The following is a 21,893-nucleotide window of genomic DNA, read 5'->3' on the forward strand; positions in this document are numbered from 1 at the left end:
TTCGCTGGTCACAACCCGAACGAAACTCGTCACAGTTGCTGAAGAGTGAATCACTTCGCAGCGGTGCGGACGAGGGGTGGACAGGAGGGAGCCAGCGCAACGTCCAAAAGTACACCCAAACTCAGTAGATGTCGAGTCGGGCACCCGAAACAGCACCCAGCCGGGCGCTTGGCCACGCGTCACTGCGCATGTTCACGCATCAGAGTGACGCGTGATCATCGCGGCGTCAAGAGTTAGGGGGCGTGTCGCGTCGTTTCGCGAGGCCCGGGGGCTGTTCCCGCCGCCCCTTCCCAGCCGCTGACGGGCGGTGAACAATATGCGCACGCGATCGCCGTCGATTTCTCGAGGGAAGCAGAGCCGTGACGCGCTGGAGTTCGTTCGTCGTCGCCCGTCCGAAGCTGGTCCTCGCCGCCACGGTGCTGCTGGTGCTGCTCGGTGGGGCGTGGGGATCGGGCGTGTTCGACCGGCTGAGCCTCGGCGGGTACACCGATCCGGGCAGCGAGTCCGCGGGCGTCGAGCGCCTGATCGAGGGGACGTTCGGACGGCAGACTCCCGATCTTGCGGTCACCTACCACGCACGTCCGGGTTCGACGATCGACGACCTCGGGCCCGAGGTGGCCGCCCACGTGGCGCAGATCGACCCCGGAATGCTCGCCAACACTCCCCTGTCGTATTGGTCGGCGCCGCCGCAGGCGAAGGAGTTCCTGCGGTCCACCGACGGCACCGAGGGACTGGTGGTGCTGTCGCTGAGCGGCGACGAGAACACTCGGATCGCCGCGTACCACGATCTCGAACACCTGCTGGTCATCGACGGCACGGATGCGGAGTTCAGCGGCTTCAGCGCGGCCGCCAACGCCTTCAACGAGGTGTCCGAGAGTGATCTACTGCGAGCCGAGGCGGTGTCCTTCCCGCTTCTGCTGCTCCTTCTGCTCGTCATCTTCGGCGGCCTCGTCGGCGCGGCCGTCCCGCTGTGCGTCGGCGGTCTCGCGATCCTCGGCGCCCTCGGCGCCCTGCGCGTGATCTCGTACTTCACCGAGGTCAGCGCGTTCTCGGTGAACATCGCGAGCCTCGTCGGGCTCGGCATGTCCATCGACTACGGATTGTTCGTCGTGACCCGGTTCCGCGAGGAGCTGCGGTCGGGCGCCCGCACCGACGACGCGGTCCGCCGGACGCTCGCCACGGCCGGCCGGACCGTGGGGTTCTCCGCCCTCCTCCTGGTGTGCGGTTTCGTGGGCATGCTCGTGTTTCCCCAGGCCATCGTGCGGTCGTTCGCCTACGGCGGGATGGCGGCCATCGGGATCGCCGCCGTGCTGTCGCTGTCGGCGCTGCCCGCAGCACTCGCGCTGCTCGGGCCTCGCATCAACTCGCTGACGTGGCGACCGGGTGTGGTCGAACGCGGCGAAGACAGGGCGCACCGGTTCTGGGGCGGCGTCGCCGCCCGGGTCATGCGGCGGCCCGTCCCGATCGCGACGGCCATCGTCGCGGGGCTGCTCGTACTCGCCGCGCCTCTCGCAGGCGCGGCGCTGGGTGATCTCGATCACACCGGACTGCCCGCGGCTCACCCCCTCCGGGTCGCCGTCGACGATCTCGCCGCCGACTTCCCGCTCGCCAACAACGGGGCGACCCTGATCCTGCAGGGCAGCGACGGCAAGGCCCCGCCCCCGGCCGCCACGGCAGAGCTCTTCCGGGCGACGGCCGCGGTCGACGGAGTCCAGCGGGTGGTCCCGGTCGGCGCCACCGACACGTTCGTCGCCATCCGGGCCATCTTCGACGACGCCGACCGCACGACGGGGGCCATGGCGACGGCCGCCGCACTGCGCGACCTCCCGCCCCCGGAAGGCACCGAGAAGATGCTGGGCGGGTTGAACGCCCTGACCGCCGACGGACTCGACGCGATGGCCGCGCGACTGCCGTGGATGATCGGGATCATGGTGGCCGTCACCTTCGTGCTGATGCTCCTGGCGTTCCGGTCCGTGGTGCTGCCCCTGAAGGCGATCGCGATGGCCACTCTGAGCCTCGCCGCCTCGTTCGGCGTGCTCACGTGGATCTTCGAGGACGGCCACGGTGCCGAATTCCTCGGAGTCACGCCGGGGCCGCTACCCGCGACGATGGTCGTCCTCATCATCGCGGTGGTGTTCGGCCTCTCCACAGACTACGAGATCTTCCTGATGTCGCGAATGGTCGAGGCCCACGACGAGGGTGCGTCGACCGAAGAGGCCGTGCGGATCGGCACGGCACATACGGGGCGCATCGTGACGGCGGCCGCCGCGCTGCTGATCGTCGTCACCGGCGCGTTCACGCTCTCGGAGCTGACGATGATGCGATTCATCGGACTCGGCATGATCGTCGCGCTACTCATCGACGCCACCGTCATCCGCATGATGCTGGTGCCCGCCCTGGTGAAGCTGATGGGTGAGGCCAATTGGTGGGCGCCGGGATTCCTGGCACGGAAGGCACCTACCCCCGGTTCCCCTGGGGATCCGAAACCGACACCGCAGCAACAGATTCCCATCCAATCGTGAAGACGATCGGATGGGAATCCGGTTGCTCTGCCGGAGAGGGTAATTCAGCGAGCACCCGCCCAGGGTGCACGGATCCCGTTCCAGCTCAATTCTTTCCGGGCGGCAGGATCAGCCCTCACTGTCGGAGATGTCGGACAGCACCCACTTGCCGTCGATCTTCTCCATCTTGATCGACAACGGGGTCGCGGCACTGCCCTGAGCCACGGCGTCACCGGTGGCGCTGACGTTCATGTGCGCGAGCAGCTCGGCGCGGTCGCCGTCGAGCACCGTGACGCCGATGTCGGTGACGGAGGCCTGGGTGGCCGTCTTGGTCTGGATGGCGGCCTCCTTGGTGGTGTCGGCGGTCGAGTCGAATTCTTCACGCTTGGCATCGTTGAGGTAGCCGCGCGCCTTCTCGAAGTCCTGATCGATCGTTTCGTAGCTGTACGTGTACAGCGTCTCGATCGCCTCGGTTCCCGCCTTGGTCACCTCGGCAGTGGCGCCCTCGTCGACCCAGGCGGTGTTCGTGATATCTGCGCCGGGCTTGAATGCCGCGACGACCGCGAACACCCCGAGCACCACCGCCACGGCGCCGAGGATCCCGACGAGCTTCCAGGTGATCCTGCTGGACCCGTTGTCATCGGCCGCGGTCTCGGCGGCGGTGGGGGCCTGCTGCTTGCTGATGCGCGGTTGAAGGTTGGGCACCTTCGTCTTTCCCGCGGACGCGGCCTTCGCGGTCGACACCGGCTTGGCCATCGACACGGTCTTGTCCGCGTCGGAGGTCTTCGACGCCTCGGCGGACGCGGTGGACGAGGCCGCGGCGGCTGCTGCTGCTGTGGCCGTTGCGGCCTCGGCCTTCGCCACCGGGGCCGACTTCTCGACCGGCTCTTGCTTCTTCGCCGGTTCCGGCTTCGTCGTCGGCTCTGCCTTCGTCACAGGCTCAGTGGCCGGGGTTTCCGATCGGGGCGGCTTCGGCGTTGTCTGACGGGTCCCCGCCACGCGCGGACGCCTGCCCTTTGCAGCGCTGTCCGGCACGTTGTTTCGGCGCTTGGGGGGCATAGTTCACCACTTTCTCATTACACGACGAGCTGTCGTCGACGTGGACACCGCAGCGACACGCCGCCGCGGCACATCAGGACTACTGACCGCCGCTGTCGTCTTCGGGAGCAGGCGCCTGTTCAGCCGGCGCCTGCTCGGCGGGAGCCGGTTCGGTGGGGGCCGGGGCGGGGGCAGCGCCGTCGGCGGGCACCGGACCACTCTCGAGCGGAATACGCCCGCCCACCGGCTCGACCGACGAGGCCTTCCAGACCCCGTCCACGTCCTGCACGTCCATCCGCATCGTCACCTTGGCCTTGTCGAAGCGGTCGGGCCACGTGGTGGTGACTGCCACGACGACCAGAGCCTTCGCGGTGCCGTCGTCCGTGTTCAGTTCCGTGAGTGTGCCCTGGATCAGCTCGGCCTTGCTCGCCGCACCCGATTGACGCATCTGGTCGGTGAACCCGTCCATCGTCGCCTGGAGGTCCTGGTTCATCTTGTCGCCCGTGATCGACGACTTCATGTTCTCGAAGGATCCGTCGAGGTCCTTCGAATCGACCGAGTTGAGGTTGATCGCGGCCTGCTGGGCGCCCGTCAACGCGGAATCGCGTGCGTCGGCGATCGGCTTGTCCACGAAGAGAGCGCGCGCCCACCCGAAGCCAAACCATCCGGCTGCGACAACCGCGATCACCACCAGTGCGGTCACCGCAGCAAACGAGGCCTTCAGAGTTCTGTCCTTCCCCGGAGTCGATTGTCCCGACTCCGGGGGCGTGGTAATTCGCGTCACACCAATACCCTACTGATTGTTATCTTCTACTCGCCCTCGGTCGGGACCGAATGCTACTTGGGAGTAACCCCGAGGAGCGGCGCGAGCTGCGTTGCGATGGGATTCAAGTTGAGAGTGTCAGGCATGACCTTCGGCTTGAAATCCCACGGCTGGATCGTGTCCGGATCGGCGAACACGATGCGGTCTGCACTTCGCACACCCGTCACGCTTCCCTGGGGAGCGTCGCAGTTGGCCTTCGTGTTGTACGGGAAGTCCTGCTGGGTGTCGTCGAAGTTCGGGTCCTGCCGCTTCATCTCGGCCAGGATCTCCTGTGTCCCTTCGTAACCGAGTGTGCACGACGGCGGATTGTTGGTTTCCAGGACGATGCCCTGATGCACCGTGCCGTCGCCGGGGGCCACGGTCGACGCGGACGCCGCGATGGCAGGCAGGAACATCAGGATCGGCCGCAGCGCGATCGCCTGCGGAGCCAGCTTGTCGCCGACCGCGGCGAGGTTCGTCAGGTCGGTGGTGAGACTCGGACCGATCTGGTTCACCAGCAGACCGATCTCGTCGCTCGCCGGAATTCCCTTGTCGATGATCGCGCGGAGATCGGGGTCGCTGGTCCGCAGCTGCGCCGCAACCGCGTCGAGGTCCGAGCTGAACTGGACGATCGCGGAGGACTGGTCGGACTGCGTCGCCAGCACCGTCTGGCTGTCCCGGATGAGGGCCAGCGTCTGCGGGAGGACGTCGAGTCCGTCCTTCGTCAGCGTCGACAGAGAATCCGCGAGTGTCTGCAGATCCTCGCCCTTACCGTTGAATGCCGTTCCCAGCTGGGTGACGACCGTGCGCAGCGAGTCGACCGGAACCGACCGGACCAGACCGTCGGTGGCCATCAGCACCTGCTCGACCGGAACGGGTGTCGACGTGTCGGCCTCGGTGATCACCGAGCCCTGTGCGAGGAACGGCCCTTGGTCGCTGTCGGGCTGCAGGTCCACGTACTGCTCACCGATCGCGGATCGGTTGGCGACGACGGCCTTGGCCGACGCCGGGATGTCGGGCCCACCGGAGGAGATCTTCAACTCGACGTTGATTCCGTCCGCGGTCAGCGACAAGTCGCCGACCCGGCCGACGGGAACTCCGCGGTACGTGACCTCGGCGTTGGTGAAGATGCCGCCGGAGTCCTTGAACTGCGCGTTCACGTCGAACTCACCGAACCCGAGCAGGTTGTCGAGGCGGACGTATTTGGCGCCGACGTAGACCAGCCCGAGCATCGCCACGATGGCGAACGCGACGAGCTGGATCCTGACCAGTCGTGACCTCACTGTCCACCCCCTATTCCGAACTGCTCCAGCAGTCCCCCGAGCGGGTTCTGCGGCGACGGCGCCGCGCCGTCCGTCGTGCCGTTCTCCGCGCCACCGTTGCCGGCCGCAGGCGCGGTTCCGGGGAGACCCGGGATCCGCAGACCCGTCGGGGCGGGAATGATCGGCGGAATCGGCAGCAGCGACACCGTCGGCCAACCCGGCTTCGGTCCGTTGCCGTTGTAGTACGGGTTCGAGGGATCGACGATCGGCTTGGGCTCACCGAACTTCGGCGGCACGTACACCGGGTCGCCCTGACCGACGCCGAGTGCGCTGAGCGCATCGCCGATCTGCAGGTCGACCGTGAGGAACAGGTTGACCGATCCGCCGAGCGCGATCTTCTCGACGCCGTCCGGGAACGGGACGGTCGGGATGAACGCGAGCGAATTGGGCAGGTCGTCGCCGGACTCGGCGAGCGCCTTCAGCGTCGGCCGCAGTGCGAGGAGGTCCGCGATCAGATCGTTCTTCGATCTGTTGATCACGTCCGTGCCGACGGTACCGAGTCGGTCCAGTTGCGTCAGCATCTGGGTGAGCTGCGGACGCTGCTCGTTGAGCACTTCGGCGGCGATCGGGAGCTGGTCGAGGATCAGCCCGATCTTCTCGTTCTGTTCGTTCACCCGCGTGGTCAAGGTGTCGAGTCCGTCCAGGGCGCGGGTGATGTCGTCGCGCTGCTGGTTGAGACCGTCGATCAGCGTGTTCGCCTGCTCGAGAAGTCCGCGGACACGATCCTCACGCCCGTCGAGTGCGGTGGTCAGTTCGTGCACGATCGGCTGCAACTGGCCGACGCCGCCACCGTTGAGCAGCAGCGACAGCGCGCCGAGTACCTGCTCGATCTCGGTGGCGTGCCGGGTGCGATCGAGAGAGATCGTGTCGCCGTCCTCGAGCCGCGCGGGATCCTTGTCCTCCGGCGGTTCGGACAGCTGGACGAACTTCTCGCCGAGCAGGTTGGTCTGCTCGATGGCGGCGACCGCGTTGGCCGCGAGATCGACGGACGAGTCGAGGACGACCTCCACATCCGCCGTCCAGCCGTCCGGCGCCACCTTGATCGATTCGACCCGGCCCACCGGAACACCGTCGACCTTGACCGCGGACTGCGGGACGAGGTCGAGGACGTCGTCGAACTGGATCGTCAGGTGCATCGGGTGATCACCGACATCCGGACCGCCCGGCAGCGGAACTCCGTAGATTCCCTCCGACGAGCAGGACGTCACTGCAATGGCGACGGCGCACGCACCGGCGCCGAGGATTACCGACCGCTTCATTCGCCCTCACCACCCGTTGCGCCTTCGAATCGCGGCGACACGACACCCGGCACCGTGCCGGGAGTGACCGTCCGCTGAATGTTGTCGGCACTCATGATTCCGAAGGGAAGCACGAGCGACGGCGTCTTCGCCGATTGCGTGATCTGCGACGTGATGTTGGCGCAGTTGTCGATCAGCGGCTGCATCTGACGTCCGAGTTGCTCGAACCGTGGATCGCCGGGAACCAGCTTGCCGAGGTCGATCAACTTGCACGCGACGCCGGCCGGATCCTGCAGATCCGGGAACGCCAGGCGCGAGGCCAGGTTGCCGGACTCCGCGTCGTAGGAGTTGGCCAGGTTGCTGATCGCCAGCGGAAGCAGGGTCAGTGAGTTGACCAGCGACTCGCGGTTGTCCGCGAGGGTCTGCGTCACCGGAACCAGATCGTCCACGTTCTCGGCGAGGATCTCCCTGTTGTCGGCCACGAACTTCGAGACGTCGCCGAGGGCGATCGCCAGCTGGTTCAGGGCGGCACCGAGGTTCTCCCGCTCCCCCGCAAGGAATCCGGACAGGTCGGAGAGCTGCGAATTGAAGTCGCGGACCTGCTGATCGTTGGCCGCCAGCGCACCCACGAACACCTGGAGGTTCTTCACGGTGTCGAACAGGTCGCCGCGACTCTCGTTGAGCGTGCGGGCGGCGTCGGACAGCTGAGTGATGCTCTGCCCCAGCGCCTCTCCGTTGCCGTCGAGGTTGGCCGCGCCGGTCTCGACGAACTGCGACAGCGCGCCTTCCTTGTTCGCCCCGTCCGGGCCGAGAGCGGTGGAGAGCTTCTCGATACTCGCGTACAGCTCATCCACCTCGACGGGGGTGGCCGTGCGGTCACGCGAGATCACGGCACCGCTCTGCATCTTGTCGCCGCCCGTGTAGGCGGGCGCGAGCTGGATGTAGCGGTCGGACACCACGGACGGCGTGACCTGGGCGGCCTTCGCGTCGGCGGGAATGTCGACGCCACGATCGACGCGCATGTCGACCTTCACCTGGTCGCCCTGCGGTTCGACACCGTCGACGGATCCGACCTTCACACCGAGGATCCGCACGTCGGAACCCTCGTAGATGCCCACCGACTTGTCGAAGTACGCGGTGATCTGCGTGGTGCCTGCGCGGGTGAACAACCACCACAGGGCGCCGGCGATCACCAGCGCGACGATGACGATTCCCGCGATGAGGACGACCCCGCCGCGACCGCCGCGCTCTGCTCCGTTCTCGACGTCTGCCATCAGTTACCCCCCAACGTGCGAACGGGATCGCGCGGACCGGGAATGTCGGGCAGACCCGGCGGCAGGAGGTTCACCACGACCTGGTCGAACCAGCGACCGTTACCGACCACGTTCGTGTACAGGCGGACGAACGGCTCGTACAGTTTCATCGCCTTGTCCAGGTTCTCGTTGTTGGCCTCGAGGATCTCGACGACACCGTCGAGCTGTTCGAGCGCGGGACCGATGGCGGCCTCGTTGTCGCGCACGAGCCCGGTCAACTGCTGCGACAGCCGCTGAGTTCCGGTGAGCAGCTGGGAAATCGACTGCTGACGGCTGTTGAGCTCACCGAGCAGCAGACCGGCGTCGCTGATCAACCGGTTGAATTCGGCGTTGCGGTCGGCGAGGACCTTGGTGGTCTTGCCGGTTGCGTCGAACAGTTTCTGCAGTTCCTGATCGCGGCTGGCGATGGTCTGCGACAGCCTGCTCACACCGTCCAGGGAGGCTCGGATCTCCGTGGGAGTTCCCTCGAACGCCTGCGACAGCGTCACCATGCTCTGCGCGAGCTGATCGGAGTCGATGTCACCCACCGTCTGTGCGGCGGCCGAGAACGCCTCGATCACGTCGTACGGAGACGTGGTGCGGTCCAACGGGATCACGTCGCTCGGATTCAACGTGTCCGAGCCGCGGGGGTCGAGGGCCAGATACTTCTGGCCCAGGATCGTCTTGATCTGGATGGACGCCGACGTCTCGTTGCCGACCCACGCATCCGACACCTTGAAGGCGACGTCCACATGGTCGCCGTCGAGTTCGACGGACGTGACCTTGCCGACCTTGACGCCGGCGATCCGGACCTCGTTGGAGGGCTTGAGCCCTGCCGCCTCGGTGAATTCGGCGTGATAGGTCGATCCGGCGCCGATGAACGGCAGCGAATCGAGGAAGAATGCCGACAGGGTGGCCAACAGCACCACGAGAATGCCGAGGGCACCAGCCACTGCCGGGCTGCGACGTCTGCTCATCGTGTCTGCAACTCCTGTAGGCCGTCCTGCGTGCACCGTTTCGCCGAGTTCGTATAGATCGGCTGGTTGACGGTGGGCAAGCCCGTGGGCAGGTTCAGTTGGGGCGCGGTACCTGGTCCTGCGACGATGTCGACTCCACAGAGGTAGAACTGGAACCAGGATCCGTAACTGGCTGCCCGGCCGAGCTTCTCGAGCTTCACCGGAAGCGTCTGGAGAACGCTGTTGACCGTGTCGGAGTTACGGTTCAACGTCGTCGCCAGCGTGTTCAGCGACGTGATGGATTCCTGGATGGACGGTCGGGTGGGTTCGAGCAGGTCGGCCGTCGCGTCGGTCAGTCCCGCGAGGGACGTCACCGCCGAGCCGACGGTTCCCCGCTCGTTCGCCAGGCCCGTGACGAGTTGCTGGGTGTTGACGATCAGCGAATCGAGTTGATCGTCACGCTGATTCACCGTGGCCAGCACGTCGTTGAGGTTGTTGATCACCGCACCGATCACCCGATCCTTGTCGGCGACGGTGTTGGTGAGGCTTGCCGTGTTCTTGACGAGTTCCGTGATGGTTCCCGACTCACCCTGGAACACCTGGATGATCTGGTACGACAACTTGTTCACGTCGTCGGCGCTGAGGGTCTGGAACAGCGGACGGAACCCGTCGAACAGCGTGGTGAGGTTGACGGCAGGCTTCGTCCGCTCCATCGGAATGGTGTCGCCGCCGCTCATCTTCATTCCCTGCTGACCCTCGCCCTGTTCGAGCGCGATGTAGCGCTGCCCCACGAGGTTCCGGAAGCGGATGGTCGCGGTGGTGCTGGCGGGCAGCCAGTCCCGTTCCGACACCGTGAACTGGACCTCTGCCTCGCGGTCGTCGTGGATCGCGATCTTCTCGACCTGACCCACGCGCACACCGGCGATGCGGACCTCGTCGCCCTCGTTGAGCGAGGTGACGTCCGAGAAGATCGCGTTGAACTTGGTGCCACCGCCGCCACCGAGGTTGGCGATGGTGGCGGCCAGGAGACCGGTCGCGAGGATGGTGACCACGGCGAACACGATCAGCTTGACCAATGGTGCGGCCAGGCCCCTCACTTGAAGCTCACCTCAGTCCCCCTCATGGTCGGCGCGCCGACCAGTGTCGTCCAGCTCGGCACGTCCTCCGGCGCCATGCCCCCGGCCTCGCCGTAGACGACGTCCAACGTGTCCTGCTCCATCTTCGAACCCGCGTAACTTGCGGGCGTGACCTCGGCTCCGTACCCCGGGACCTGATCGGGGACCCCGGCGGGCGCCGGGAAGAAGTCGATGGTCGACGGGCCGGGATTCCGCGAGGGCACCTGGTAGGCACCGTCGTTGTAGGACGACCCGCCCGGGTACTGCGGGAACTTCCCACCCGGAGCGGTGACGTTGTCGTAGCAAGCCGGTCCGCGGTTGTCGAGCAGCCGCGGCTCGTCCTGGTTGGGCACGTAGCGACCCTTCGGATTGACGAACTGCACGCTGGCACGCACACCCGGGTACGGATCGTCCGGTGCCAGCAGTTCACGGGCGACGGGAGCGGACTTCGCGAAGCCCGCGAACGTGCAGGCGAAACTCGGCGAGTAACGGCCGAGGATCTGCAGTGCCTCACGCGAATCGGCGGCGATACTCACGATCGATTCGGCGTTGGTCTGCAGGAGATCCGCGGTGCTCGACGCGGTTCCGGTCAGCGACGCGAGCAACGTGGAGATCTCGCCCTGCTTTTCCACCACGGTATTTCCGGTGGTACGCAGGTTGTCGAGGGCGTTGACCAGGTCGGGTGCCGCCTCGGAGTACGTCTGCGAGAAATCTGCCAGACCGCGCAGATCCTCCTGGATGGCAGGAAGTTCGGTGTTCAGCCCGCCGAAGATCTCCTCGAGACGGTCGAGCGTCAGGCCGAGTTCGGCACCGCGGCCGCTCAATCCCTGGGACAGCGCACCGAGCGTGTTCGCCAGGTCCTGCGGCGGAATCGCCTGCAGCAGCGGCAACAGACCGTCCAGAACCTCGCCGACCTCGACGGCGTTGCCGCTCTTGTCCTGACGCAGCGTGTCGCCGGCCTGGATCGGCGGAGCCGTGTCGCCCTCGGGAACGATCAGCGACACGTAACGCTCGCCGAACAGCGTCTTGGGCAGCAGCCGCGCCGTCGCGTTGGACGGAATCAGCGGCGCCTTGTCCGGCTGGATCGCGAGAGCCAGGGTGACCTCGCCCTCCTGGGAGGACGCCGAGCGCACCTCACCGACGATGAGGCCTCGGACCTTCACGTCCGCATTGGGCGGCAGCGCATTTCCGGCGGTATCGGTGAGGAGGTCGATCTTGACGACCTTGGTGAACGTCTTGTTGAACATGCCGATGGTGAAGACCAGGAACAACGCGAGGACGAGGAAGAACACCAGCCCCAGCACCCGTCGGCCCACAACAGATGTCGTGTTGCTCATCCGGCCACCCTCACTGTGGTCGTCGTGCCCCAGATGGCGAGGCTCAGGAAGAAGTCGAGAACGGCGATGGTGACGATCGCGGTGCGGACCGCCCGACCCACGGCCACACCCACACCGGCGGGACCGCCCGACGCGTGATAGCCGTAGTAGCAATGGATCAGGATCAGCACGAACGCGAAGATCAGCACTTTCGCGAACGAATACAGGACGTCCTGCGGTGGCAGGAACAAGTTGAAGTAGTGGTCGTACGACCCGGTCGACTGGCCGTTGAACACCGTACTGATGATGCGGGAGGCGAGATAGGCCGCGAGCAGACCGACGATGTACAGCGGGATGACGGCGACGAATCCCGCGATCATGCGGGTGGTGACGAGGAACGGCACACTCGGCACCGCCATGACCTCCAGCGCGTCGATCTCCTCCGAGATCCGCATGGCACCGAGCTGCGCGGTGAAACCACAACCGACGGTGGCCGAGAGCGCGAGTGCCGCAACGATCGGCGCAATCTCACGGGTGTTGACGTACGCGGACAGGAAGCCGGTGAGAACCGAGCTGCCCAGCTGTTCGAGCGCGGCGAAACCCTGCAGTCCGACGACGACGCCGGTGAAACCGGACATCATCGCGATGACGCCGATGGTGCCGCCGATGACGGCGAGCGCGCCGCTGCCGAACGTGACCTCGGCGAGAAGCCGGAGCACTTCCTTGCGGTAGTGCACGAGAGTGTGGGGCGACCAGGCGATTGCCCTGGCGTAGAACGACATCTGCTCGCCGGCCCGGTCGAGCACGTTGAGCGGCGCACGACCGACTCGGCGTGCCGCCATCAGCGTCCGGTCACCGCGTCCCTTGGCGATTGTCATCGGGTCACGATCCCTTCGCCGGAACGATTTGGAGGTACACCATGGTCAGGATCAGGTTCGCGAAGAACAGCAGCAGGAACGTGATCACCACGGACTGGTTCACCGCGTCACCCACGCCCTTGGGTCCGCCCTTCGGGTGGAGGCCCTTGTACGCGGCGATGACACCGGCGATGACACCGAAGACGGCCGCCTTGAGCTCGCCGACCCAGATGTCGGGAAGCTGCGCGAAGGCCGAGAACGATGCCAGGTACGCACCGGGATTACCCCCTTGGAGAATGACGTTGAAGAAGTACCCGCCCGCGATACCGACCACGGACACGAGACCGTTGAGCAGGATCGCGACGAGAACCATGGCAAGCACCCGAGGCACGACGAGTCGCTGAATCGGGTTGATACCGAGGACCTCCATGGCGTCGATCTCTTCGCGGATCGTCCGCGCACCGAGATCCGCCGTGACGGCCGAGCCCGCAGCCCCGGCCACCAGAAGTGCCGTCACCAGCGGGGAACCCTGCTGGATGACGGCGAGCACGCTGGCCGCTCCCGTGAACGACTCTGCACCGAGCTGCTTGATGAGCGATCCGGTCTGCAGAGACACCACTGCACCGAACGGAATCGCGACCATTGCCGTCGGCAGGATCGTGACGCTGGCGATGAACCAGGCCTGTTCGATGAACTCGCGGAACTGGAACGGCCGCTTGAACGTGTTTCGTGCAACGTCGACGAAGAGCTCGACGATATTTCCGGCCTGCGTCAGCGCACCGTTGACCGGCCGCAAGACCGAGCTGCGGGTAACCCCCATCCGATATGCCTACCCTTGCCCGTGAGTGGTGTTTTCGTATCCTTCGCCCCGGTATGCGGGGATGACCTGTGTGTCTTCCTGGCTGTATGCGTAGTCGTAGCCCCCGCCACCGTTTCCGCCGGAAGTCTCGTCGAGGCTTTCCTGGATGGCGATCTGGGCATTCTCCGGCAGGGTGTGCATGATGTGCCGGACGCGTTCCTGACGGCGGGCGACGGCCTGCCGGAACGGCATCCCCGGCGTCGCCTTCATCTGCGGGACGATGCCCTCGACGTCGTCGACACCACCGGCATGGTGGCCGGCATCGACCATCGCCTGCTCCTGCGCCATGGTGGCCTCGTCCTTCTCCTCCGACATCCCGATCGGACCGATCATCGTGCCGTTGAGGAACTGCTTGACCACCGGCTCCTCACTGGTGAGCAGCACCTCCCGCGGACCGAACATCACCAGATGCCGGCGGAACAGCATGCCGATGTTGTCCGGCACCGTCCGCGCGAGATTGATGTTGTGCGAGACGATCAGGATCGTCGCGTCGATCTCGGCGTTGATGTCGATCAACGTCTGCGAGATGTAGGTGGTTCGCACCGGATCCAGGCCGGAGTCCGGCTCGTCGACGAGGATGATCTGCGGGTCCAGCACCAGGGCCCGGGCCAGGCCCGCGCGCTTGCGCATACCGCCGGAGATCTCGCCGGGCAGCTTGTCCTCGGCCCCGAGCAGGCCGACGAGTTCCATCTTCTCCATCACGATCTTGCGGATCTCGGACTCGGACTTCTTGGTGTGCTCGCGCAGCGGGAACGCCACGTTGTCGAACAGGTTCATCGACCCGAACAGCGCGCCGTCCTGGAACAGCACCCCGAACAACTTCCGGATCTCGTAGAGCTCCTTGCTGGAGCACTCGAGAATGTTGGTGCCGTCGATCACGATCGAACCCTGCTCCGGGCGGAGCAGACCGATCAGCGACTTCAGGAACACCGACTTACCCGTACCCGACGGCCCGAGCAACGCACTGACCTCACCAGCAGGGAGGGTCAATGTGACGTCCTGCCAGATCCTCTGCGAGCCGAACGACTTGGTCAGTCCCTCGACGGATACCTCGACTCCCACCATTACCTCCGCGACCGTTCGATGCACTCACCCCGTGTGGGTTGGGTCACTCTATCGCATCGACGTGTTACCTGTGACAAGGGATGCTACTCATGAGTAAGGAAGCATGCCAACAGCGGGTCCCACTATGCAAAACAACGCGTCTGAACTGGGATAACGGTAGCGAAATTTCTGGTCGCGCGTCCAGCTTTCGGCCAGGAATGTCGACGCTCCGAAGCCGTCTGCGGACGCAAAAAGAGGGCCACTCCCCACAGATGGGGAGTGGCCCTCTTCGTCTGCTCGGCGAGCAGCGCGGGAGAGACCGTCTTACTTGACGGTGATCTTCGCGCCGGCAGCCTCGAGCTTCTCCTTGGCGGCGTCGGCCGCGTCCTTGGCAACCTTCTCCAGGATGGCCTTCGGAGCACCCTCGACGAGGTCCTTGGCTTCCTTCAGGCCGAGGCCGGAAACGACCTCACGGACGACCTTGATGACCTGGATCTTCTTGTCGCCGGCCGACTCGAGGACGACGTCGAACTCGTCCTGCTCCTCAGCAGCCTCGGCGGCAGCCGGTGCTCCGCCTGCAGCGGCAACGGCGACCGGGGCAGCGGCGGTGACCTCGAAGGTCTCCTCGAATGCCTTCACGAACTCCGAGAGCTCGAGGAGGGTGAGCTCCTTGAACTGGTCCAACAACTCTTCGGTGCTGAGCTTCGCCATTGTGGCGGTCCTTCCTGTAAGTCCCATGTCGCTGATCCGCGACCGGGCGGGGTTATAGCAGTGATGCGCGGGTGCGGATCAGCTTTCGGCTGCAGCCTCGGCGGGAGCTTCGGCAGCTCCGCCTTCTGCGGCCTTCTTTTCCTGCAGAGCAGCAGCCAGTCGGGCCACCTGCGAAGCAGGAGCGTTGAACAGGCCTGCGGCCTTTGCCAAGTTGCCCTTCATCGCGCCGGCAAGCTTGGCCAACAGGATCTCGCGGGACTCGAGGTCCGCGATCTTGTTGACCTCGTCCACGGACAGCGCAGCGCCGTCCATGTAGCCGCCCTTGATGATGAGCGCCTTGTTGTCCTTAGCGAAGTTCTTCAGAGCCTTCGCAGCATCGACGGGCTCGCCCTTGATGAATGCAATGGCGGTCGGACCGACGAAAAGGTCATCAAGGCCCTCGACGCCCGCCTCAGCAGCGGCACGCTTGACCAGGGTGTTCTTGGCGACGGAGTAGGTGGCACCTTCTCCGAGAGCGCGTCGCAGTGTCGTGATGTTGCCCACCGTCAGACCACGGTATTCCGTGATCACAGCAGCGGTCGAACCCTTGAACTGCTCGGTGATCTCCGCAACCGCGGAAACCTTCTCAGGCTTTGCCATACTTCGCCTCCTCTCATGACAGTCGTTATCCCACTTCGGAACCGCTGCGTGCCGCCGGAATCCCGGAGCACACAATCCACGACATGCAAAACGCCCCGGTGCAGGGCACACGGGGCGTGAAAGGAAACGATGCGGCCTGGGCGCGAGCCCACAACCGATACGCATCCCCCTACCTCGTCCTCCTGCGTGGGCCGCCGGACATTCCCGGACTTTCAATCACACCCTTGCGGGAGCGATCACCAACGGTCTTGGGTAGAACATGATTTGGGGTGAAGTTCAAATACTGCATTGAACTCCGCAGCACAGATTACGGCATGGCCTGCACAACCGCCAAATCGCGGCCGCGCCCCGCTTGGCGGAAGTGATCGGCGTCACTCCGTTGCCGCGGTGTGGTTCAACAGACTGAAGCCGCATCCAACTATCTGTTACGCGACGTTACATGTATGAGCTAGCTTTTGGTCATGACAATCCTCGAAGCCCGGACCGTCGTGGCCGGGTCCCGGACGCGCCGCTTCCTCGCGCTTGCCGTGATCTGCCTGGCCGAACTGCTGGTCGTGCTCGACAACACCATCGTCAACGTCGCCCTCCCGTCGATCGGTGTCGAACTCCGCACCAGCGTCAGCGGCCTGCAGTGGGTCGTCGACGCCTACACGCTGACGTTCGCAGGCCTGCTCCTGGCGTTCGGCAACCTCGGCGACCGCTACGGTCGTCGCCGCGTCATGGTCATCGGCCTGCTCGGCGTCGCCGTCATGTCGGTCGCCGGCGCCAACGCCGAGAGTCTGGGGCAGGTCATCGCGGCCCGCGCGGCGATGGGTGTCTTCGCGGCCGCCGTCTTCCCCGCGACCCTCGCCCTCGTCATCAACATCTTCACCGACGTGCGGGAACGGGCGCTGGCCATCGCCGCCTGGACCGCGATGGCCGGATTCGCGATCGCCATCGGGCCGATGGCAGGCGGGTGGCTGCTCGAGCATTTCAGCTGGCACTCCGTTTTCTGGATCAACGTGCCGATCGCCGTGGTCGCGGCAGCAGCGACACTGCTCCTGGTGCCGGAATCGCGCGCCTCCGTCATCGGACGGATGGACCTCGTCGGAATCGCCGCCTCGATCACCGGAATCACCGTCCTCGTGTGGGCCATCATCGAAGCCCCTCACCACGGGTGGACGTCGTCCGTCACGTTGGGCGCCGTCGCCCTCTCGATCGCGGTCCTGATCGGATTCGTTCTCTGGGAGCTGCGCACCGACCACCCGATCCTCGACCTGCGGCTGTTCCGCAATCGCAGGTTCTCCCTGCCCGCCCTCGCGATCGCCATCGGGTACTTCTCGATGTTCGGCTTCCTGTTCCTCATCACGCAGTACTTCCAGGGCGTCCGGGAGTACACGCCGTTCGAGTTCGGTGTCGCGTCGCTGCCGTTCGCGGTGTCGGTGGCGGTCGGCGCCCCCGTCGCCACTCTTCTGGCGCAGCGAATCGGGACGACCCCGGTCATCGTGTTCGGCCTCCTCCTCACCGGTGTCGGCCTGTACCTCGGCGGTCAGGTGGCCGTGGACAGCAGCTACCTGACCGACGTCCTCCCGTCGATGGTGTCGATGGCGCTCGGTTTGGCCATCGTGCAGGGACCCGCGACCGAGTCGATCATGGCGTCGCTGCCCCTCGACGAGGCGGGAGCAGGCTCGGCTGTGAACGACACGACCAGGGAGATCGGCGGAACGCTCGGTGTCGCCGTGCTCGGATCGATCGTCGCGTCGTACTACGCGACGACGATGAGTCCGCTGCTCGACCGGATTCCGGCCGCGTTGATGAACGACGACGAGAAGGGGTTCGCACGCGCGACGGTCCTGAGTGTGCTCGAGATCCGGAAACGGGAGATCCCGCCGTTCCTCGAACAGCAGCGTGAGAATCTCATCCTCACCATGAAGACGACGGTCCTGCAGGGCTCGCACACTGCGTCACTCGTCGCGGCGGGCGCCGTGGTGGTCTGCGCGCTCGTCGTCGCGATCTTCATGCCCTGGGCGCCGGCTCGCACGGACTCCGTGATGCTGGCGTGGCGAAAGAAGTCCGGATCGGGAACCGCCGACGAAGACTGAACCCGGAAAAAGCAGTTCGGCCGGTACGGAAGATTTCCGTACCGGCCGAACTGTGTGAAGCGTGACTTACGCGTCGGCATCCTCGAGAAGGTTGCGGGTGCGGTTCGGGTCCACCGGGATGCCCGGGCCGGTGGTGGTCGAAACGGTGACCTTCTTGACGTAGCGGCCCTTCGCGGAGGACGGCTTCGCACGCAGGATCTCGTCCAGCGCGGCGCCGTAGTTCTCCACCAGCTTGGCGTCGTCGAACGATGCCTTGCCGATCACGAAGTGCAGGTTGGCCTGCTTGTCGACGCGGAAGTTGATCTTTCCGCCCTTGATGTCCGCGACAGCCTTCGTGACGTCAGCCGTCACGGTGCCGGTCTTCGGGTTCGGCATCAGGCCACGCGGTCCGAGGACGCGGGCGATGCGGCCGACCTTGGCCATCTGATCGGGAGTCGCGATGGCGGCGTCGAAATCGAGCCATCCACCCTGGATCCGCTCGATGAGGTCCTCGGCGCCGACGGCGTCGGCTCCAGCTGCCTCGGCCTCGGCGGCCTTCTCTCCGACTGCGAACACGATGACGCGGGCGGTCTTACCGGTGCCGTGCGGCAGGTTGACCGTGCCGCGGACCATCTGGTCCGCCTTGCGGGGGTCGACGCCCAGACGGACTGCAACCTCGACGGTCGCGTCCATCTTGCTCGACGACGTTTCCTTCGCCAGCTTCGCAGCCTGCAGCGGGCTGTACAGCTTGTCGAAGTCGATCTTCTCAGCGGCGGCGAGATACGCCTTGCTGCGCTTTGCCATTTCTTCTGTCCTAACTTCTCACCGCAGTGTGTGTCTTGCCTGCGATGGTGAATGGTTCAGTAGTGGTCTGGGCCTGGCCGGCCCTCCCACGCTTTCTTCGACGGCGGTGCCGTCAGTCGATCGCCGACGGTGACGCCGCCGATCGATCAGGGCTGACTCAGCCGTCGACCGTGATACCCATCGAGCGTGCGGTGCCGGCGATGATCTTCGCGGCCTGCTCGATGTCGTTCGCGTTGAGGTCTTCCTGCTTGGTCTTCGCGATCTCGCGCACCTGATCCATGGTCACAGAAGCAACCTTGGTCTTGTGCGGCTCGCCGGAGCCCTTCTGCACGCCTGCAGCCTTGAGCAGCAGCTTGGCAGCCGGAGGGGTCTTCAGCTTGAAATCGAAGGTCCGGTCTTCGTAGACCGAGATCTCGACCGGCACCACGTTGCCGCGCTGGGACTCAGTCGCCGCGTTGTAGGCCTTGCAGAACTCCATGATGTTCACGCCGTGCTGACCAAGCGCGGGACCCACGGGCGGTGCAGGGTTAGCCTGACCGGCCTGGATCTGAAGCTTGATGAGCCCTGCGAGCTTCTTCTTCTTGGGGGGCATCTCGATTTCCTATTTCTTGCTGGGTGTGTTTCTTGCTACTGCAGTGCAAGTATGTGGCGCTAGATCTTCGCGACCTGCGTGAAGGACAACTCGACCGGGGTCTCGCGACCGAAGATCGAGACCAGGACCTTGAGCTTCTGCTGCTCGGCGTTGACCTCGCTGATGCTGGCGGGCAGCGTGGCGAACGGGCCGTCCATGACGGTGACCGACTCGCCGACCTCGAAGTCGACCTCGATGAGCGGCTTCGCGAAGCTCTCTCCGCCGGTCTCCCCCGCCGAGACGGTTGCCGCGGCGGCCTGCTTCTTCTGCTCCTGCTGCGGGAGCAGGAACTTGATCACCTCGTTGAGGGTCAGCGGGGACGGACGCGACGTCGCACCGACGAATCCGGTGACGCCGGGCGTGTTGCGCACGGCTCCCCAGGACTCGTCGTTGAGATCCATGCGGACCAGGATGTAGCCGGGCAGAACCTTGCGGTTGACCTGCTTGCGCTGGCCGTTCTTGATCTCGGTGACCTCTTCGGTGGGAACTTCCACCTGGAAGATGTAGTCGCCGACGTCGAGGTTCTGGACACGGGTCTCGAGGTTGGCCTTGACCTTGTTCTCGTAGCCCGCGTAGGAGTGAATGACGTACCAGTCACCGGGTGCGCGGCGCAGCGCGGCCTTGAGTTCCGCAACGGGATCCTCGGGCTCTTCGGCGGCCACAGCCTCGTCGGTGGTCACAGCCTCATCAGCGGTCACAGCCTCGTCGACAGGCGCCTCGTCCGCGACGATCTCGTCGGCCGGGGCGTCCTCGGCAACGTCGTCACCGACGATTTCCGCGGCTTCGGTGCCCTCCTCGGCAGCCTCGACATCCACTTCGGCTGCCGCCTCGGCAGAAACACGCTCTTCGGCCAAAGCCTCATTCGTGTCGTTCTCGGGGGTGCTCACTGGGGCACTCGCTTCCTCTCGTCACTCACATACTTCGGATCCACCGGGGCGGATTCCGTCAACCGAACAACCAGGTGACGCCCTTGATGACCACCAGATCCAACACGCCGATGAACGTCACCATGAACACCACGAAGACCAGGACGACGCTGGTGTAGGTGATCATCTGCTTGCGATTGGGCCAGATGACCTTGCGCAGCTCGGCGATGACCTCGCGGAGGAACCGGCGCAGGCGCTTGAAGATGTTTTCCTTGCGCGGCTTGTCGGCGCGATCCTTCTTCGCCGGCTTGACCTTGGTGGCCGTGTCCGACTTCGAGAGTTCCGGTGACTTCACGGAACTCGCGGCGACCTCGGTACCTGCCGGTGAACGACGGCCCTGGCGCTTACCGCTGGGCTTTCCCGAGGGAGTGGCGGAACGCGTGGTGGTGGCGTCGGCCGCGGTGTCGTCGGCACCGTCCGGGCGCGTCGACCCTGAAGTGTCGCCGTCGCGCTTGGCGCGCTCCTCGCTCACGTCGTTCCTCTCAGTCGCTGGCATCCGGGGGCAGGGGCGACAGGACTTGAACCTGCAACCTGCGGTTTTGGAGACCGCTGCTCTGCCAGTTGAGCTACGCCCCTTTGGTCGGGAGACCTGGTCCGAAACTAGCCTCGAACCAACTCTTGACCGACCTCTCTGTGATTACATGACACGCGCGCCACCCTTGCCGGCCGTACAGCACCGTAGGGCAGCGCGCAGCGCTGAGTAATCCCAGAAATCTCAGTGTACTTCAAAGCCCCGGAACAAACCCAATCCACCCGGCTGTCAGGCCAGACGGACCGTTGCGGTGGCGCGACCGAAGATCTTCTTTCCCTCGGAACGCGCCACGATCGCGACTACTGCTGTCTTGCTTTCCTCGTCGAGCGACTTCACCTTACCGGTGTACTCGACCTGCGCGGCCTCGTCCTCACGGACGTAGACCGAGCTCGTGAAACGAACGTTGTATTCCTTGACCGCGCCCGGATCGCCGAGCCACGACGTGACGAAGCCGCCGCCGAGACCCATGGTGAGCATTCCGTGCGCGATCACGTTGTCCAGACCGGCGAGCTTGACGACCTCGTCGCTCCAGTGGATCGGGTTGGGATCGCCGGACACGCCCGCGTAGTTGACCAGGTCGCCACGCGTGAGCTTCACGATGCGCTCGGGGAGTTCTTCACCCACCGAGACGTCCTCGAACTTACGAAGCGCCATGCATGATCACGTCCTTGACTGCGTGAGCGATGTTCTCGTCGACCTCGCCGCCGGTACGCGCGACGAGTGTCGTCCAGGTGGTCTGAACCAGTTCGTCGTGCTGATCGGTGACGATGTTCTTGGTGACGATGATGTCGCTGCCGCCCATCTGACGGAACGACTCCAGGTACACGTCACAGACCAGACGGTCGCCGACCTTGATCGGCTTGTGGAACTCGAGCCGCTGGTCGGTCTGGAGAATCTGGCTCGGATCGTAACCGGTGACGATCTCCTTGAAGAGACGTCCCTGAGCGATGATGCCGACAAGCGAGATGAAGGTCAGAGGAGCGAGGAGACCGTCGTAGCCGAGGCCCTTCGCGGCTTCTTCGTCGTGGTGAGCGGGGTGCCAGTCCTGCACGGCACGCGCGTACTCGCGCACCTTCTCGCGTCCGACCTCGTAGAAGTCGTCGACGCGGTAGTGGTGCCCGACCATCGCCAGTGCGTGCGCGGCAGGATCGGCAGGAACAGCCGCGGGCACGTATGCCTCTGTCTCTGTCACAGTGTCAGTCACGCGAAAGAACCTCTTCTACCCTTGACGTCAGCGCGTGAGGGCAGCC

General features: G+C 65.2%; 21 protein-coding genes and 1 tRNA gene. 2 read left to right on the top strand and 20 right to left on the bottom strand.

The genetic code is table 11. The annotated features are described in order from the left end of the window. The first annotated feature begins 359 nt into the window (after positions 1–359). On the top strand, positions 360–2,522 hold the full coding sequence (locus tag AZG88_RS02585; protein ID WP_061696965.1) for an MMPL family transporter: 2,163 nt from the start codon (positions 360–362) through the stop codon (positions 2,520–2,522). Between the two features lie 108 nt (positions 2,523–2,630). On the opposite strand, the gene AZG88_RS02590 is transcribed toward AZG88_RS02585, so the two are convergent. The 13 genes from AZG88_RS02590 to rplJ form a co-directional block, all read right to left on the bottom strand. Further along, complete coding sequence (locus AZG88_RS02590; RefSeq protein WP_061696966.1) at positions 2,631–3,560, bottom strand: hypothetical protein; 930 nt, start codon at positions 3,558–3,560, stop codon at positions 2,631–2,633. A 79-nt stretch (positions 3,561–3,639) separates the two neighbouring features. After that, positions 3,640–4,242, bottom strand: a complete 603-nt coding sequence (locus AZG88_RS02595) for a hypothetical protein (RefSeq protein WP_061696967.1) — start codon at positions 4,240–4,242, stop codon at positions 3,640–3,642. 134 nt (positions 4,243–4,376) lie between these two features. Beyond that, entirely contained in the window at positions 4,377–5,624 is a 1,248-nt protein-coding gene (locus AZG88_RS02600) for an MCE family protein (RefSeq protein WP_005252115.1), read from the bottom strand. Then, positions 5,621–6,922 carry an MCE family protein gene (locus AZG88_RS02605; RefSeq protein WP_025433120.1) on the bottom strand — a complete coding sequence of 434 codons (1,302 nt, stop codon included), beginning with the start codon at positions 6,920–6,922 and terminating at the stop codon, positions 5,621–5,623. The genes AZG88_RS02600 and AZG88_RS02605 overlap by 4 nt, the downstream gene beginning before the upstream one ends. Further along, positions 6,919–8,175 carry an MCE family protein gene (locus AZG88_RS02610; protein ID WP_061696968.1) on the bottom strand — a complete coding sequence of 419 codons (1,257 nt, stop codon included), beginning with the start codon at positions 8,173–8,175 and terminating at the stop codon, positions 6,919–6,921. The genes AZG88_RS02605 and AZG88_RS02610 overlap by 4 nt, the downstream gene beginning before the upstream one ends. After that, positions 8,175–9,170, bottom strand: coding sequence for an MCE family protein (locus AZG88_RS02615; RefSeq protein ID WP_061696969.1), 996 nt, complete (start codon positions 9,168–9,170; stop codon positions 8,175–8,177). Before AZG88_RS02615 ends, AZG88_RS02610 begins: the two co-directional genes overlap by 1 nt. Continuing rightward, a complete protein-coding gene (locus AZG88_RS02620; protein WP_025433122.1) occupies positions 9,167–10,246 on the bottom strand; it encodes an MCE family protein in 1,080 nt (359 codons plus the stop codon). The genes AZG88_RS02615 and AZG88_RS02620 overlap by 4 nt, the downstream gene beginning before the upstream one ends. Continuing rightward, complete coding sequence (locus AZG88_RS02625) at positions 10,243–11,601, bottom strand: MCE family protein (protein WP_005252110.1); 1,359 nt, start codon at positions 11,599–11,601, stop codon at positions 10,243–10,245. The genes AZG88_RS02620 and AZG88_RS02625 overlap by 4 nt, the downstream gene beginning before the upstream one ends. After that, positions 11,598–12,458: an MlaE family ABC transporter permease gene (locus AZG88_RS02630; RefSeq protein WP_025433123.1), complete on the bottom strand. Its 861-nt coding sequence runs from the start codon at positions 12,456–12,458 to the stop codon at positions 11,598–11,600. Before AZG88_RS02630 ends, AZG88_RS02625 begins: the two co-directional genes overlap by 4 nt. 4 nt (positions 12,459–12,462) lie before the next feature. Then, positions 12,463–13,257 (bottom strand): MlaE family ABC transporter permease, encoded by a 795-nt coding sequence (locus AZG88_RS02635; protein WP_005252107.1) that lies wholly within the window; start codon positions 13,255–13,257, stop codon positions 12,463–12,465. Between the two features lie 9 nt (positions 13,258–13,266). Beyond that, on the bottom strand, positions 13,267–14,361 hold the full coding sequence (locus AZG88_RS02640) for an ABC transporter ATP-binding protein (protein WP_005258257.1): 1,095 nt from the start codon (positions 14,359–14,361) through the stop codon (positions 13,267–13,269). A gap of 303 nt (positions 14,362–14,664) precedes the next feature. Beyond that, positions 14,665–15,051, bottom strand: a complete 387-nt coding sequence (gene rplL / locus AZG88_RS02645) for a 50S ribosomal protein L7/L12 (RefSeq protein WP_005252104.1) — start codon at positions 15,049–15,051, stop codon at positions 14,665–14,667. Positions 15,052–15,129: 78 nt separating this feature from the next. Beyond that, positions 15,130–15,690 carry a 50S ribosomal protein L10 gene (gene rplJ / locus AZG88_RS02650; RefSeq protein ID WP_005252102.1) on the bottom strand — a complete coding sequence of 187 codons (561 nt, stop codon included), beginning with the start codon at positions 15,688–15,690 and terminating at the stop codon, positions 15,130–15,132. Positions 15,691–16,151: 461 nt separating this feature from the next. Here rplJ and AZG88_RS02655 point away from each other — a divergent pair, with 461 nt between their 5' ends. Continuing rightward, entirely contained in the window at positions 16,152–17,771 is a 1,620-nt protein-coding gene (locus AZG88_RS02655; RefSeq protein WP_061696970.1) for an MFS transporter, read from the top strand. Between the two features lie 66 nt (positions 17,772–17,837). Here the strand turns inward: AZG88_RS02655 and rplA are convergent, their stop codons facing one another. The 7 genes from rplA to hadA form a co-directional block, all read right to left on the bottom strand. Next, a complete protein-coding gene (rplA, locus tag AZG88_RS02660) occupies positions 17,838–18,554 on the bottom strand; it encodes a 50S ribosomal protein L1 (protein ID WP_005252097.1) in 717 nt (238 codons plus the stop codon). Positions 18,555–18,711: 157 nt separating this feature from the next. Beyond that, entirely contained in the window at positions 18,712–19,146 is a 435-nt protein-coding gene (gene rplK / locus AZG88_RS02665; protein WP_005252095.1) for a 50S ribosomal protein L11, read from the bottom strand. Positions 19,147–19,205: 59 nt separating this feature from the next. Then, positions 19,206–20,072 carry a transcription termination/antitermination protein NusG gene (gene nusG, locus AZG88_RS02670; RefSeq protein WP_025433125.1) on the bottom strand — a complete coding sequence of 289 codons (867 nt, stop codon included), beginning with the start codon at positions 20,070–20,072 and terminating at the stop codon, positions 19,206–19,208. Positions 20,073–20,130: 58 nt separating this feature from the next. Then, the gene (gene secE, locus AZG88_RS02675; RefSeq protein WP_061044604.1) at positions 20,131–20,583 is read right to left on the bottom strand and encodes a preprotein translocase subunit SecE; all 453 of its coding nucleotides are present in this window, start codon (positions 20,581–20,583) and stop codon (positions 20,131–20,133) included. Positions 20,584–20,614: 31 nt separating this feature from the next. Beyond that, positions 20,615–20,687, bottom strand: a tRNA-Trp gene (locus tag AZG88_RS02680). Between the two features lie 184 nt (positions 20,688–20,871). Next, positions 20,872–21,297, bottom strand: coding sequence for a (3R)-hydroxyacyl-ACP dehydratase subunit HadB (gene hadB, locus AZG88_RS02685; RefSeq protein WP_005252091.1), 426 nt, complete (start codon positions 21,295–21,297; stop codon positions 20,872–20,874). Further along, positions 21,284–21,847 (bottom strand): (3R)-hydroxyacyl-ACP dehydratase subunit HadA, encoded by a 564-nt coding sequence (gene hadA, locus AZG88_RS02690; protein ID WP_005252090.1) that lies wholly within the window; start codon positions 21,845–21,847, stop codon positions 21,284–21,286. The genes hadB and hadA overlap by 14 nt, the downstream gene beginning before the upstream one ends. Positions 21,848–21,893: the final 46 nt, after the last annotated feature.

Source organism: Rhodococcus sp. LB1 (genome assembly GCF_001583455.1).
Taxonomy (GTDB): Bacteria; Actinomycetota; Actinomycetes; order Mycobacteriales; family Mycobacteriaceae; genus Rhodococcus_F; species Rhodococcus_F opacus.

What these genes read in the sequence shown, in the direction of transcription:
- rplK (WP_005252095.1), bottom strand. Translation starts at nt 19,146, where the DNA reads ATGCCCCCCAAGAAGAAGAAGCTCGCAGGGCTCATCAAGCTTCAGATC.
- AZG88_RS02610 (WP_061696968.1), bottom strand. Translation starts at nt 8,175, where the DNA reads ATGGCAGACGTCGAGAACGGAGCAGAGCGCGGCGGTCGCGGCGGGGTC.
- AZG88_RS02590 (WP_061696966.1), bottom strand. Translation starts at nt 3,560, where the DNA reads ATGCCCCCCAAGCGCCGAAACAACGTGCCGGACAGCGCTGCAAAGGGC.
- hadB (WP_005252091.1), bottom strand. Translation starts at nt 21,297, where the DNA reads ATGGCGCTTCGTAAGTTCGAGGACGTCTCGGTGGGTGAAGAACTCCCC.
- AZG88_RS02640 (WP_005258257.1), bottom strand. Translation starts at nt 14,361, where the DNA reads ATGGTGGGAGTCGAGGTATCCGTCGAGGGACTGACCAAGTCGTTCGGC.
- rplJ (WP_005252102.1), bottom strand. Translation starts at nt 15,690, where the DNA reads ATGGCAAAGCCTGAGAAGGTTTCCGCGGTTGCGGAGATCACCGAGCAG.
- AZG88_RS02605 (WP_025433120.1), bottom strand. Translation starts at nt 6,922, where the DNA reads ATGAAGCGGTCGGTAATCCTCGGCGCCGGTGCGTGCGCCGTCGCCATT.
- AZG88_RS02625 (WP_005252110.1), bottom strand. Translation starts at nt 11,601, where the DNA reads ATGAGCAACACGACATCTGTTGTGGGCCGACGGGTGCTGGGGCTGGTG.
- AZG88_RS02630 (WP_025433123.1), bottom strand. Translation starts at nt 12,458, where the DNA reads ATGACAATCGCCAAGGGACGCGGTGACCGGACGCTGATGGCGGCACGC.
- rplL (WP_005252104.1), bottom strand. Translation starts at nt 15,051, where the DNA reads ATGGCGAAGCTCAGCACCGAAGAGTTGTTGGACCAGTTCAAGGAGCTC.
- rplA (WP_005252097.1), bottom strand. Translation starts at nt 18,554, where the DNA reads ATGGCAAAGCGCAGCAAGGCGTATCTCGCCGCCGCTGAGAAGATCGAC.
- AZG88_RS02655 (WP_061696970.1), top strand. Translation starts at nt 16,152, where the DNA reads ATGACAATCCTCGAAGCCCGGACCGTCGTGGCCGGGTCCCGGACGCGC.
- AZG88_RS02615 (WP_061696969.1), bottom strand. Translation starts at nt 9,170, where the DNA reads ATGAGCAGACGTCGCAGCCCGGCAGTGGCTGGTGCCCTCGGCATTCTC.
- AZG88_RS02635 (WP_005252107.1), bottom strand. Translation starts at nt 13,257, where the DNA reads ATGGGGGTTACCCGCAGCTCGGTCTTGCGGCCGGTCAACGGTGCGCTG.